Source organism: Methanocalculus sp. MC3, from assembly GCF_054767395.1.
The window spans coordinates 336,952-349,097 of sequence record NZ_BAABMP010000005.1; the positions used below are offsets into that span (position 1 = coordinate 336,952).

Sequence of the window (12,146 nt, forward strand, 5' to 3'; positions counted from 1 at the left end):
AGCATTAAGGAGCTGTATGGATGACCAGATACTGAAATACGATGAAAAATCCGTTCCACGTGATGATCATACCAACCCTCGGGTGTCCGGGCAACTGTGCCTACTGCTGGAGTTCCGAGGAGGGATCGCCTGTCATGTCCATCAAGACGATCCACGATATCGTCAGGTGGCTGAAGAGTTTCCGGACCGATCCCGTCACCTTCACCTTTCACGGGGGGGAGCCGCTCCTTGCAGGTGCGGATTTTTACCGTCAGGCACTCCCGATCCTTGCAGAGGGGCTCTCCGAACTTAACCCCGATTTTGCACTCCAGTCTAATCTCTGGCGGATGACACCGGAGATTGCAGACGCTCTTGCCGCATACCATGTCCCGATTGGATCATCTATTGATGGTCCGCAGGAGATAAACGATCCACAGAGAGGAGACGGCTACTATGAGAAGACGATGAGAGGGTATGAGATTGCGAGATCGCATGGGCTGACGGTCCGTTTCATCTGCACCTTCACGAATAAGTCGGTCCAGCATAAGGAAGAGATCTTCAACTTCTTCATGGAGAATGGCTTCCCGATGAAGCTGCATCCCGCCCTCCCCTCGCTCCGGGGCGACCAGCCGCAGGAATGGGCACTTCCACCAGAAGAGTATGGGGAGCTCCTCGTCTTTTTACTTGACCGGTACCTTGAGAACATCGACCGCTCTGAAGTGATGAATATCAACGATCTCGTCAAATGCGTCTTCACGAGGCACGGAACGGTCTGCACCTATGTCGACTGCATGGCAAACACCTTCGCAATCGGCCCGGACGGGGGGATTTATCCATGCTACCGGTTTGTCGGGATGCCGGAGTATGTGATGGGGAATGTTGCTGACTGCCCGTCACTTGAGGAGCTCGCAGAGTCAAAGGCATGGAAGCTGATGCAGGAGTACAAAGCCTATGTCGATTCCGCATGCGGTGACTGCTCACACATCCGGTACTGCCGGGGGGGATGCCCATACAATGCGATTGCACCAACCGAGGGGCGGATTGAAGGGGTTGATCCCCACTGCACCGCATATAAGCGGATCTTTGAAGAGATCAATCTTCGGATGAACAATGAGATGTTTGAGACACCCCCTGTGAGTGCACGGCGGAGGCAGCGGGCAAAACCGGGTGTCATGGCGCTTGTGCAGAAGATCGTCTCAAAATAACGGAAAAGGTTTCCTCTCCTCCCCTATTTTATCAGATCAAAGAGGAAATACAGAAACGCGATGATACTGATGAAGATGATCCCATACCCGCCACCCCAGATCGAGATCTGTTCGTCCGGGTACTGATTCCTCATATGGGAAAGCCGATCTTCATATGCCCTTGTTTTTGATGGATCGGAGAATGCCCGGACAAAAGGCAGTGCAATGCTCCGGAATGCGATCTGGCAGGCAACCGGGGGGTTGGAAGCGATGGTTCTGAGAGCAGAAACGAAGCGCTGAAGGCAAGCACCAATCAGATCAGCCCCATGAACAAGCGGGTTTTTGGCAATCCATGCAACCAGTCTCCCTGCCCGGACATAGAGTGAGTCAATATCTCTTTCAAATCCATGCCAGGGCTTTCGAAGGGGCCGGATAATCAGCAGGAGAACTCCGGCACCAATAAAGATCATGGCCGATTCCAGGAGATGTGAGGTTGCAAACGGATGGGCTGCGGTCATCCCCGGGAGGAGACTGGTCAGGAGAGTCGGATTGAGACCGATGACAATACAGAGAAGGGCGGTTGCAGCCATTGCAATCATCATCAGGGAGGGGGCATCCTCAGGAAGCCGCCCTTCCTTCGTCCCGGAGACCGGCCTGAAGAAGCCGAGGTAGAGGAGACGGACGACATAGATGACGGTGATCACAGCCGAGATGATGAGAAGGGGAGCAAGATATGGGACTGCTCCGGCTGCTTCGATCACCATCCCTTTACTGACAGCACCGTTCAGACCCGGCACACCGGCAAGGGCAAGACCCCCGATCACCGCACAGACTGTTGTTTTCGGCATCGTTCGTGCAAGACCCCCAAGTTCAAAAAGGTGGGAAGATCCCGTCCTCAGGATCACAGCACCGGCTGCCATGAAGAGGAGCGACTTGAAGAGGATATCATTGACGAGATGTGCGAGTCCGGCATCGATCCCGGCAACTGTTCCCACCCCGATTGCCGCAACCATATAGCCGCACTGGCTGATGATCGAGTACGAGAGGAGGCGCCGGATATCATCCTGCATGAGGGCATAGACGGCGCCATAGAGTGCCATCGCACCGCCCATATATGCAATGGCAACGCCCCACCCGCCGATAGCGGCAAGGAGGAATACTGCCGCTTTAGTCGTGAATATGCAGAGGGCAACCGATCCGACGACTGATGCCCTCGGATACGCATCCGGAACCCAGGTATGGAGGGGAATGAATGCGGCATTCACCCCGATCCCGATGAAGAGCAGCAGGAAGCCCATGCCTTCCCCTGCCGCCCCGATTGCCGCGGTTCCTGTTGTCGCAATGGTATAGACGATTCCCCCGAGGAGACAGGCGCCGCCGAAGATATGGAAGAGGAGGTACCTGTACCCGGCACCAGATGATTCTGGATCCTTTGAAGACCAGATGATCGATAAGGAGGCAAGCGCCAAAAGCTCCCAGAAGACAAAGACTGTGATCAGATCGCCTGCATAGACGATTCCAAGTGCCGCGGCAACTGATGCGAGGATGCCGATCGTTTCTATCCGGGGAAGATCGCGGTATGCTGCATAGATAATAACCAGGAACCCGGCTGTTGCAAAGATGATCCCGGCAAGCTGCCGCATGGGATCGGTTGTCAGGAGGATCGTCTCGATACCGGGGATGATCGCCACCACCAGATCGGGGGAGCCAGAGCCGATCAGAACCACCATCAGAAGCCCTGCTGCGCCAAGGAGAACCGTCCAGCACTTCCGTGCAGCTCCTTTCAGGATAGGAACGAGGAGGAGGCCGATGAGGAAGAGAAATGCCGGGGGAAGTCCGATCATGGCATCACCTGGTGAGTGATCTCGGCAATGGCGATCTCAATCAGATCCATAAACGGCATTGACGGGAAGAAGAAGATCAACACCGATACACCCGCAGTCAGGACAATCGGAACGAGCATCGTGAGCGGGGGTTCACTTACCGATTCGAGGGCCCCCGGATCGTCGGGAGTCTCAAAGAGCATCGTGTAGATGATAGGGAAGAAATATGCCGCATTTAAGACGGCGCTTGCGATGATCACAATGAGCAGCACCGGCACCCCGCCCTCCACCGCACCAAGTGCAAGGTAGATCTTGCTGATGATGCCTGCAAGCGGAGGAAGTCCGCAGATGCCGATTGCAGCGATAGCAAACATGACTGCGGTCACCGGCATCTTCCTCCCGATCCCTTTCATCCCGGAGATGCTCTCCTTCCCGGCAGAGACGATGACAGCACCTGCAACAAAGAAGAGCGTGATCTTCAGGAACGCATGGATCGGGATATGCGCCATTGCCCCGGTCATCCCGGCGATCGAGAGCATCGAGACGCCAAGCAGGATATAGGAGAGCTGGCTCACCGTCGAGTAGGCAAGCCGCCGTTTCAGGTTATCCTCGGCAAGTGCGAAGAGGGAGGCTACGATGATGGTGAAGGAGGCGATCACCGCAAGGAGGGTGCCAAGCCCAAGCATGGCCATCAGATCCATCCCAAAGACCCACCCGGCAATCCTGACAATCCCAAAGACACCGGCGGTAACAACCGCAACTGCGTGAAGGAACGCCGAGACCGGCGTCGGGGCAACCATTGCCGCGGGGAGCCACCCGTGGAGCGGCATCCATGCCGCCTTCACAAAACCGACCAGGAATAAAATAAAGAGAATCTGGAGCGTCAGATCTGAGCCCGAACCTGCAAGGAATCCTCCTGCCACAAAGTCGGTTGTTCCGGTGAGGATATAGGTCAGGATGACCGCGGCAAGGAGGAAGATACCACCAATTAAGAGATAGGCAAGGTATTTTCTTCCTGCTTTCATCGCCTCCGGGGTCTCGACATGGACAACAAGCGGATAGGTGATGATCGTCAGGATCTCATAGAATATGAAGAGTGTCAGAAGATTTGCCGAGAATGCGATCCCGATTGCAGCGGCTATCGCAACTGCGAGGCAGAAGAAGAACCTCGTCTGGGCATGCTCTTTTAAGGATCGCATGTACCCGATTGCATAAAATGAATTCAGGAGGAAGAGAGACGCTGCAACAAGCGCAAAGACCATCCCGAATGCATCCACCTTCAGGGCAAAGTCACCGCCCGGCACCATAGGAAGGAGCGTGAACGTAAACCGGTTTCCGGCAAGCACGCCGGGGAGCATCAGGAGGACTGAGCCGAGCATGGCAGATGCCGCTGTGATCGTGACACCTTCGCGGAGATTCTCATATCGCCCAGTCGCAAGTATCAGAACCGATGCGAGGAGCGGGATTGCGATCACAACAGCAGGGAGTACCCATTCGATATCCGCCATCTCAGGCACCTCCAAGGAGCATGAGTGCAGCAGGGGCGACTGCCTTCATCAGCACCTCGACGAAGATGCCAAATATGAGACAGAGGAGGGCAAGGCCGACCATCGGGGCGAGCATCGAGAGAGGGCCTTCGCGTTCTGCCGTTTGAGTGGCATGATCCTCGTCATGCCTTCCATGCGGATCGCCGAAGTAGGCGATCTCGATGAAACGCCAGATATAGATGGCGGCAAGAAGGGATCCGATCAGGAGCACCACCGCATATGGCCAGAGCCCGGCTTCAAATGCCCCGAGCACCAGGTAATATTTGCTCATGAACCCGATCGTCGGGGGAATCCCGATCATCGATGCTCCGGCAAGTGCAAAGGCGGCACAGGATATCGGCATCGTCTTTGAGAGCCCTTTCATGTCGCTTAAGCGGGAAGTACCCATCCGGTAGATGATCATCCCTGCCACCATGAAGAGGCAGCCTTTCATCACCGCATGGCCGAGGATATGCAGGAGGCCGCCTTCGAGCGCAATCTCGTTTGCAACTCCAAGGGCGAACATGATATACCCGATCTGGCTGACGCTTGAGTATGCAAGCATCCGCTTCAGATCCTCCTGGGCAATTGCGAGTACCGCACCCGCAACAATCGCCACCGTTGACATCAGGAGGATGAAGCCGGTCACCGGGAAGCTGTCGATGATGTATGCGGTCGTAAAGACCGTGAAGAGGATGCGGAAGAGTGCATAGACGCTCACCTTTGCCATCACCGTCGAGATGAGCACTGTCACCGCCGAGGGAGATTCTGTATATGCATCCGGGAGCCAGAGGTGGAGCGGGAAGAATGCCACTTTTATCGAGAAGCCGATCATAAGGAAGAGGAATGCCGAATGGACTGTTGCAAGATGGTACGATGCCGGAAGCATCGCTGCAAGCTCTGCCATATTCAGCGTCCCGGTCGCGACATAGAGGTTGCCGATACCAAGAAGGATGAAACCGGCTGCAATTGAGCCGAGGATCAGGTAGTTGAAGCTTGCCACATAAGAGTGGGACTTGCGTGAAGAAGCGATCAGGGTATATGCTGCGATCGAGGATATCTCCAGGAATACATAGAGATTGAAGAGATCGCCTGTGATCGTCATTCCCACAAGCCCGGTGACAAGGAGCTGGAAGAGGACATAGAAGGAGACGATCTTATCAGGGGTAATCTCCTTCTCGACACTCCGCCGTGCATAGATGATCGTTGCTGCGGCAAGAAGGAGGATAGCAACGAGGATAAACCCGTTGAAGCTGTCGATGACGAGCTCGATCCCAAGCGGGGGCGCCCAGTTTCCAAGATGGTACCGGATGGTTCCTCCATCAAGCACCTGCAGAAGAATGGCTATTGAAGCCACAAACTGGGAGAGGATCGTGATGAGTGCTATCGGATAGCAGAACCTCCGGTCATACCACCCGGCAGCAAGTATCAGAAGCGATGCAATGATCGGGATTGCAACCAGCAGAACCGGAACATGATTGATGATCGTCATCTTTTCCTCACCGCCAGCATCAGTTCATCCTCATCGAGAACACCGTACTCCTCGTAGATACGGACGATTAACGAGAGAGCAACGGCTGTCACACTCACCCCGACGACGATTGCGGTTAGGATCAGGACATGCGGAAGAGGATTCACATAGAGGGCATGGACTCCTTCAGCCGTATAGATCGGTGCGGTGCCGCCCCTGACTTCGGCGAACGATATATAGAAGAGGAATATCGCCGTCTGGAAGATGTTCAGCCCGATGATCTTCTTCACCAGGTTCTGTTTGGCAATCAGGGCATACAGCCCGATCAGCATCAGGATGATTGCCATCCAGTAGTTGTACCGGGAGAGGAAGAGTTCATAGAATGACTCAATCATGATGATTCCTCCCCGTTTCCTGCAATATCATAGATGATCGAGACCATCGCCGCCATGACAGCGATTCCGATACCGGCTTCAACCAGATCGATCAGGATGCCATGGAGGTGCGGGATCCCGAGTGCCGCTTCTATTGCAGCGTATTCGAGGAAGTTACCTGCCATAAGGAGTGCCAGAAATCCGATCCCCGCATAGATGGAAATTCCGATCACAGATAGCCACATAATGCCCCTGTTATCGATCCGGCGGCGGACATTCGCCATTCCAAAGGCGATGATCATCAGGATGAATGAAGCGGCAAAGACGACACCACCCTGGAAGCCGCCGCCTGCCCCGGATGCGCCATGGACGATCACATAGAGGGCAAAGATCTGGATGAAGGGTACCGCAAGCCGGGACACCGTCCTGATGACGACATTCTCCATCATAGCCGCCCACCCCTTCGCAGCAGCAGGGCTACCGAAATCCCGGCTGTGAAGATCACGACAACCTCCCCGAGCGTATCAAAGCCACGGTAGCTGGCAAGTATTGCCGTCACAATATTGTCAATCCCGATATCGGGAAGGACAGAATCCACATACAGCTGCCCGGTATACTGAGTTGCCGGAGCATCCGGATCACCAAACGCAGGCATATCCTCAACTGCCCAGAAGAGGATGATACCGATGAAAAGAACCGCGATGAGTGCTTTCGTCTTCAATCTGATGAACTCCTTCTGGTTCGTGCGATTGCTGCAATAAAGAGTACAGTCGTAATTCCTGCGCCGACAGTTGCTTCGGTGAATGCAACATCAACGGCATTCATCTCTGCCCAGAGTACTGTCATGATCAGTGAATATGCAGCGAGTACGATCGTTGCATGAAGGAGATCCTTCACCGTGATCGCGGCGACTGCACAGATGATCATGAAGACGAGAAGAGCAAAATCAAGTTCCCAGATCATTGCCGTTCATCCCCCTTCTTCCAGGGTTTTACCCCACGCGAATGGGCAACATTTACGAGGGCATGAACGGCTGTCGGGGATGAGATGAAGATGAAGATTGCAAGGAGGAGCAGCTTCACCGAGATGAGCGTCATTCCTTCGTAGAGTATGAACCCGATCAGCATCATCCCCTCCCCGAGCGTATCGCACTTGCCGCTTGCATGGGCACGGGTATAGAAATCAGGCAGCCGGATCAGCCCGACTGCACCGACGACCATGAAGAAGAGGCCGATTCCGATACAGATGAGGGCAAGGATATTCAAAGGACTCAGGATATACACCCCCTCTTCAGGTACTTGGCGATTGCAAGGGTTGCGATGAAGTTGATCATCGCATAGACGATCGAGATGTCGATGAAGAGCGGCCGCTCGTATATAAACCCGATGATAACAAGAATGATGATCGTCTTGGTACCAATGGTATTCACCGCGATCAACCGGTTCTCAACACCGGGGCCAAAGACCACGCGATAGAAGCAGAGGAAGATCGTCAGGATCAAAATGATCCCGCTTGCCAGGAAGATATCGATCATGGACCTTCACCAAATATCCTTGAAAGCCTCTTCTGGATACTCCGGTTCTGCAGGAGATCCTCTTCTGAAACGCTCCTGACCAGTGCATGCACAGTAAAACGCCCTCCTTCAACAGCCACAGTAACGGTGCCTGGTGTAAGGGTCATTGCATTTGCGAATGCAGTCCTCAGCACATCGCCTGAGAATTTGGTATCAACAATGAGGATGTCGGGATCGATCGGCATCTTCGGATGCAGAATCCGGTATGCAACATCGAGGTTCGCATAGAGGATCTCCACCATCAGCCGTGGCAGGAACAGAATGAAACTGATGAAAACCCGTCCTGATTGGATGAGGCTCCGATCAGATCGCAGCATCAGATCCCCCGATATGAGTGTCACAATCCCACAGCAGATGATCCCGGCCCCGATATGAAAGAGATCGAAGTAACCGGACAGTATATACCAGAAGATCAGAAGGATCATAAAGATCACGATCATTTTTCCTGGTGAAGACCGCCTATTCTCTGAAGATATTCCAAACCCTCCGGAAGAATCGTTTCTTTTACATTGGAGAATCGTATTTATAAACCTGTGTTTCCTATGGTTCTCTCGGAGAAAGACTATGACCACGATAACCACATTAAGCGGTGTCCCAGGCATACTCAGGCCCTTTAAGGAGTACCTGAAAGAAAAGAGCCTCCCTGAAGGATCGCAGATCGTCTACTATGGCTGTGCCGGAACCTGCACCCCGTTTGTCGAGCTGCTCGCCTTTGCAACGCGCGATATGAATCTGAAACATCTCTTTGTTCCGCTCTTTGATGAGAAGAGTGCCCGTATGTTAAAGCCCGTCTCCGGTGTCGGCATGCAGGCGGGAGAGGGTGCGGCAGTGCACCCGGCAATCATCGTCCTGATGGGCGGCCTTGCCATGCCGGGAGTGCCGGTGACGATTGAGGAGGCAAAGGCCATCGTTACACAGCATGGCGTTCCTGTGGCAGGCGTCTGTTTCCAGAGTATGTTTGAGAAGTCAGGGTGGCTTGCGGAGATCTCTTTTGAGCTTCTGATCGACGCGAAGATCGACCCGGTGACAATTACCAGAACCGATTAAAAAGTGTTTGCGGATTTTGGGAGAGGGAAATGTGATCCCTCTCACGCATATCCGGGAGGGGCGCCATCGTCTCTTTGAAGAGAGAACCGTTTTGCAAACGACTGGATATCATCCCCATACCTCCCGATCATCTCCTGATCAAAGGCTTCTGCCGGGAGTTTCTTCACCTCGTTCATCATGATCAGGGTCAGCTGGAAGAGTGATTCGGGGGTCATCTTCAGGTGTGCGATCGTCCCGTTGTACTGGGCAAGGCGGAGTTCAATCATCCAGCTCTGCTCGCCTTCCCGCCTGAATGTATTGATGTCCGCTGTGAACCAGTCTTCATCAAGGGATCCGACGGAGAGGGCATATGCCTCCTGCACACGGTTTCCATAGAGCGCAGTGAGATGCTGGAGAACGGCAATTGCTTCGGTCTCTTCCTCCCCCTCACCCGCCTGCTTTTTTATATCTCCAAAGAAGGCAGCGGCATTGATATGGCAGGCTGTTGCCACAACCATCGTTGAACTGTGGCCAAGAATCATCGTCAGGGCATTGACGATCCGGGAGAATGTCCGGCGATCGGTCATATCAACAAGATGATACTCGAAGACATCCCGGATCTGCTCGACAAGGGCCGGGCTCTTTCTGATATTCTCGCCAAATGCCTTCAGATCGCGGATGAATGCTTCGGGGACCATGCTTCCGTTCTCAGGTACATCGGGAGCCTCATCTCCACCGGCATCTGTTACTTCCTCTGAAACAGGCATATCCGGAACATGCTCTTCCTGAAGAACGGGATCTTTTGGAAGAGCAGCATCTTCTTCAACGATATCATCTGCCATTGCTGATATGTAGATGCAGTATCTTTAAACCCCTTTTCTTCTGTTCCTGTGACAGAAGCGGGGATAAGCAAAAAAAAAGATTAGATGTATGGGTTCCGAAGCGCCTTTCCGACACCGTACTCTGTTGCACGGGACTCAAGGTACTTCTGGTTCTTTGTGATCTTCTCGGTTGCGAGCTTTGTGACGAGTTCGAGGCCTGGCTTGACGGAGTCAATCGGCTTTGTCTCGAATGCGCCTGCTGCGATCGCCTTTGCCCAGATGTCATCACCCTTTGCTGACCTGACGAAGACCGTCGACCAGCCGTCGGGGGTTCCGACTGAGCCGGTTGAGATGTCAGCTAAGTTTGCGACATAGTCGAGGCAGACGTGGCAGCCTGGCTGCTCGTACTTGTGGGTGACCTTCAGCGGAAGCTGAACGGTTGCACCGCGCTCGGTGTAGATCCAGAACTTGCCCTTTCCGATATCAAGCTTTGAGACGTTTTCAAGAGCGGTCGCACCGTGGTCTTCCACGAGCTGGAGAATACCCTGGTAGGGGAAGTTCTCCATGCAGAAGATACCGACTGCGAGTGCAATCTTGTCCGCGACATCACGAAGGCCGACAGGATAGAGTTGTCCCTTCCTGAGTGCCTGCATCTGGCAGGGGGTGCCAACAACACCGACCTTGTCAAGTCCATAGCTCCGGGTCACCTCTTTGATGAGTGACATGTTCGGGGAGATGGAGTAGCGGGTGCCACGTGCTGCGAGGAGTTCCTCACGGGTGGTCGCAACCATCGGCTCGGGTTTGAATGGCTCATCGCTCTGACCTGCGACGATCGCACCGTCAATGATGCCAGCATCAAGTGCATAAGCAAAGAGCTGGGTGACAATGCCGCCGTCCTGTGATTTGCGGAGAATATCGGGGTCTGTGCTGCGTGCAGCAACAGCCTGTTTGTAGTTACCAAGTACCATTTCTTCTCCCTCCTCAGGGCTGCATAGCAGCATCTATTGCTTCCATGATACCCTCATACTGGTTGACCACATCGAAGCTGAAGAAGCTCCGTGGACACTGGGCATAGCATGCTCCGCATTTGATACAGAGATCGCGCTCGATCTGTGGTCTGCCATATTGCATGGTGATTGCACGTACCGGGCAGGCTGCTGCACATGAGCCACAGCCCATGCAGAGACCCTGGTTGATCACCTGGGTCATGATGTCGCATCCGCAGGCTTCTGTGCCTGCCTTTGCAAGGTTCATCATGGGTGTCAGGTATGCACCTGCAAGCGCCTTCTGCTCATCGTTTCCTTTCAGCAGCAGGTACGCCATAACACAGACGTTTCTGATCTGCTGCGGGGTCGGTGCACATCCGGGGATGTAGACATCCACATCGATCAGGTCACCGATTGGCAGATACGACTCGTGCTGGGGCTGGTTCTGCTGGCCACCACGGCAGAATCTGGTGATGTTGCCATAGCAGGCGCAGGCACCGAGTGCAACGACGATCTTCGCGTTCTTTCGGGTCTCGATGATCTCCTCGACTGCAATGTGATCCTGAATACAGACAGATCCCTCAACGAGGGCTACATCCATCTCTGGGATATGCCGGACATCTGCTAATGTGAGACAGTAGACGAGGTCCGCATATTTGTCAAGAATTGTTAACAATCCTTCATAGTTATCTGCAAAGGACACAAGGCACCCGGTACAACCGCTCATGTGCACGTGTCCTACAGTAATCTTATCAGCCACTGGCTTCTCCTCCTTTGGTTCTTTTATGATTGACGCCTTCTTTTCGACAATTACGTCAGCCGGTTTATCAGCCGGTTTTTGATCCTGCTTTTCCCCACCGACGTCGTGTTTACCGAATAACAGGGCCTTCAGGGATTCAAGTATTCCCATTGTTCACCCCTATTTCCTTCAATACAACCTGAATCGTCAGGGGTATAGCATCCTCGACCTCAGTTGAAATGCCTATTTCAACATCGGGGGCGGGTACGTTCTTTGGCTGGCACCCGATTACGGTGATATCCACCTTATCCTTCAGCCGGTGCAGAGGTTCAGTAAGATCCCAAGAATGGGCATCACGGTAGCTGCCCGGAGGCAGATCCTCGATCCGGAGCTTTGTAAGCGTTCCGGGCTCAGCACCAAAATCGACGATATCGATGATAATGAGCTTTTTAGTGACTTCGTTGTCGAGCATGGTAAAACAGAAATGGGGGCCACCAAGGCCCACATCAACCGCTTTCACATTGTCGGGGAGAGAGATCTCCTTCAACCGCTCCACAACTTCCGGTCCATAGCCGTCATCACCAAACAGCATGTTGCCGCAGCCGGCGATGACAATCTCGGGGTACAGCTCATCCATGAACGCA

General features: G+C 53.8%; 16 protein-coding genes. 2 read left to right on the forward strand and 14 right to left on the reverse strand.

All coding sequences use genetic code 11. From position 1 onward, the window contains the following. Positions 1-41 precede the first annotated feature (41 nt). Positions 42-1,184: a TIGR04083 family peptide-modifying radical SAM enzyme gene (locus ACYUBO_RS10630; protein WP_460374282.1), complete on the forward strand. Its 1,143-nt coding sequence runs from the start codon at positions 42-44 to the stop codon at positions 1,182-1,184. 23 nt (positions 1,185-1,207) lie between these two features. On the opposite strand, the gene ACYUBO_RS10635 is transcribed toward ACYUBO_RS10630, so the two are convergent. From ACYUBO_RS10635 to ACYUBO_RS10680, 10 genes are read right to left on the reverse strand one after another with little or no spacing between them, the layout of a single operon-like run. Next, complete coding sequence (locus tag ACYUBO_RS10635; protein WP_460374285.1) at positions 1,208-3,007, reverse strand: proton-conducting transporter transmembrane domain-containing protein; 1,800 nt, start codon at positions 3,005-3,007, stop codon at positions 1,208-1,210. After that, positions 3,004-4,494, reverse strand: a complete 1,491-nt coding sequence (locus ACYUBO_RS10640) for a proton-conducting transporter transmembrane domain-containing protein (protein ID WP_460374289.1) — start codon at positions 4,492-4,494, stop codon at positions 3,004-3,006. The genes ACYUBO_RS10635 and ACYUBO_RS10640 overlap by 4 nt, the downstream gene beginning before the upstream one ends. A gap of 1 nt (position 4,495) precedes the next feature. Next, a complete protein-coding gene (locus ACYUBO_RS10645; protein ID WP_460374291.1) occupies positions 4,496-6,004 on the reverse strand; it encodes a monovalent cation/H+ antiporter subunit D family protein in 1,509 nt (502 codons plus the stop codon). Next, entirely contained in the window at positions 6,001-6,378 is a 378-nt protein-coding gene (locus ACYUBO_RS10650) for a cation:proton antiporter subunit C (RefSeq protein WP_300332541.1), read from the reverse strand. Before ACYUBO_RS10650 ends, ACYUBO_RS10645 begins: the two co-directional genes overlap by 4 nt. Beyond that, the gene (locus ACYUBO_RS10655) at positions 6,375-6,806 is read right to left on the reverse strand and encodes an MnhB domain-containing protein (protein ID WP_300332537.1); all 432 of its coding nucleotides are present in this window, start codon (positions 6,804-6,806) and stop codon (positions 6,375-6,377) included. Before ACYUBO_RS10655 ends, ACYUBO_RS10650 begins: the two co-directional genes overlap by 4 nt. Next, positions 6,803-7,078, reverse strand: a complete 276-nt coding sequence (gene mbhE, locus ACYUBO_RS10660) for a hydrogen gas-evolving membrane-bound hydrogenase subunit E (protein ID WP_300332535.1) — start codon at positions 7,076-7,078, stop codon at positions 6,803-6,805. The genes ACYUBO_RS10655 and mbhE overlap by 4 nt, the downstream gene beginning before the upstream one ends. Then, complete coding sequence (locus tag ACYUBO_RS10665; RefSeq protein WP_300332533.1) at positions 7,075-7,320, reverse strand: Na(+)/H(+) antiporter subunit B; 246 nt, start codon at positions 7,318-7,320, stop codon at positions 7,075-7,077. The genes mbhE and ACYUBO_RS10665 overlap by 4 nt, the downstream gene beginning before the upstream one ends. Next, entirely contained in the window at positions 7,317-7,622 is a 306-nt protein-coding gene (gene mnhG, locus ACYUBO_RS10670) for a monovalent cation/H(+) antiporter subunit G (RefSeq protein ID WP_300332531.1), read from the reverse strand. Before mnhG ends, ACYUBO_RS10665 begins: the two co-directional genes overlap by 4 nt. A 5-nt stretch (positions 7,623-7,627) precedes the next feature. Continuing rightward, a complete protein-coding gene (locus ACYUBO_RS10675) occupies positions 7,628-7,891 on the reverse strand; it encodes a monovalent cation/H+ antiporter complex subunit F (protein WP_300332529.1) in 264 nt (87 codons plus the stop codon). Then, positions 7,888-8,370 carry a Na+/H+ antiporter subunit E gene (locus ACYUBO_RS10680; RefSeq protein WP_460374297.1) on the reverse strand — a complete coding sequence of 161 codons (483 nt, stop codon included), beginning with the start codon at positions 8,368-8,370 and terminating at the stop codon, positions 7,888-7,890. The genes ACYUBO_RS10675 and ACYUBO_RS10680 overlap by 4 nt, the downstream gene beginning before the upstream one ends. 124 nt (positions 8,371-8,494) lie before the next feature. Here ACYUBO_RS10680 and ACYUBO_RS10685 point away from each other — a divergent pair, with 124 nt between their 5' ends. Next, positions 8,495-8,977: a DUF2124 family protein gene (locus ACYUBO_RS10685; RefSeq protein WP_460374299.1), complete on the forward strand. Its 483-nt coding sequence runs from the start codon at positions 8,495-8,497 to the stop codon at positions 8,975-8,977. Positions 8,978-9,018: 41 nt separating this feature from the next. Here the strand turns inward: ACYUBO_RS10685 and ACYUBO_RS10690 are convergent, their stop codons facing one another. The 4 genes from ACYUBO_RS10690 to frhD form a co-directional block, all read right to left on the reverse strand. Continuing rightward, positions 9,019-9,798: a hypothetical protein gene (locus ACYUBO_RS10690; protein WP_460374302.1), complete on the reverse strand. Its 780-nt coding sequence runs from the start codon at positions 9,796-9,798 to the stop codon at positions 9,019-9,021. Between the two features lie 80 nt (positions 9,799-9,878). Beyond that, the gene (gene frhB, locus ACYUBO_RS10695; protein WP_300332165.1) at positions 9,879-10,745 is read right to left on the reverse strand and encodes a coenzyme F420 hydrogenase subunit beta; all 867 of its coding nucleotides are present in this window, start codon (positions 10,743-10,745) and stop codon (positions 9,879-9,881) included. Between the two features lie 13 nt (positions 10,746-10,758). After that, the gene (frhG, locus tag ACYUBO_RS10700; protein ID WP_300332169.1) at positions 10,759-11,523 is read right to left on the reverse strand and encodes a coenzyme F420 hydrogenase subunit gamma; all 765 of its coding nucleotides are present in this window, start codon (positions 11,521-11,523) and stop codon (positions 10,759-10,761) included. Between the two features lie 136 nt (positions 11,524-11,659). Beyond that, positions 11,660-12,139 carry a coenzyme F420-reducing hydrogenase, FrhD protein gene (gene frhD, locus ACYUBO_RS10705; RefSeq protein ID WP_460374331.1) on the reverse strand — a complete coding sequence of 160 codons (480 nt, stop codon included), beginning with the start codon at positions 12,137-12,139 and terminating at the stop codon, positions 11,660-11,662. Positions 12,140-12,146: the final 7 nt, after the last annotated feature.

Excerpts from the sequence above, each read along its gene's own strand:
- ACYUBO_RS10655 (WP_300332537.1), bottom strand. The coding sequence starts at position 6,806 with ATGATGGAGAATGTCGTCATCAGGACGGTGTCCCGGCTTGCGGTACCC.
- ACYUBO_RS10690 (WP_460374302.1), bottom strand. The coding sequence starts at position 9,798 with ATGGCAGATGATATCGTTGAAGAAGATGCTGCTCTTCCAAAAGATCCC.
- ACYUBO_RS10640 (WP_460374289.1), bottom strand. The coding sequence starts at position 4,494 with ATGGCGGATATCGAATGGGTACTCCCTGCTGTTGTGATCGCAATCCCG.
- ACYUBO_RS10675 (WP_300332529.1), bottom strand. The coding sequence starts at position 7,891 with ATGATCGATATCTTCCTGGCAAGCGGGATCATTTTGATCCTGACGATC.
- ACYUBO_RS10635 (WP_460374285.1), bottom strand. The coding sequence starts at position 3,007 with ATGATCGGACTTCCCCCGGCATTTCTCTTCCTCATCGGCCTCCTCCTC.
- ACYUBO_RS10630 (WP_460374282.1), top strand. The coding sequence starts at position 42 with ATGAAAAATCCGTTCCACGTGATGATCATACCAACCCTCGGGTGTCCG.
- ACYUBO_RS10665 (WP_300332533.1), bottom strand. The coding sequence starts at position 7,320 with ATGATCTGGGAACTTGATTTTGCTCTTCTCGTCTTCATGATCATCTGT.
- ACYUBO_RS10680 (WP_460374297.1), bottom strand. The coding sequence starts at position 8,370 with ATGATCGTGATCTTTATGATCCTTCTGATCTTCTGGTATATACTGTCC.
- ACYUBO_RS10645 (WP_460374291.1), bottom strand. The coding sequence starts at position 6,004 with ATGACGATCATCAATCATGTTCCGGTTCTGCTGGTTGCAATCCCGATC.
- ACYUBO_RS10685 (WP_460374299.1), top strand. The coding sequence starts at position 8,495 with ATGACCACGATAACCACATTAAGCGGTGTCCCAGGCATACTCAGGCCC.
- ACYUBO_RS10650 (WP_300332541.1), bottom strand. The coding sequence starts at position 6,378 with ATGATTGAGTCATTCTATGAACTCTTCCTCTCCCGGTACAACTACTGG.
- frhD (WP_460374331.1), bottom strand. The coding sequence starts at position 12,139 with ATGGATGAGCTGTACCCCGAGATTGTCATCGCCGGCTGCGGCAACATG.
- frhB (WP_300332165.1), bottom strand. The coding sequence starts at position 10,745 with ATGGTACTTGGTAACTACAAACAGGCTGTTGCTGCACGCAGCACAGAC.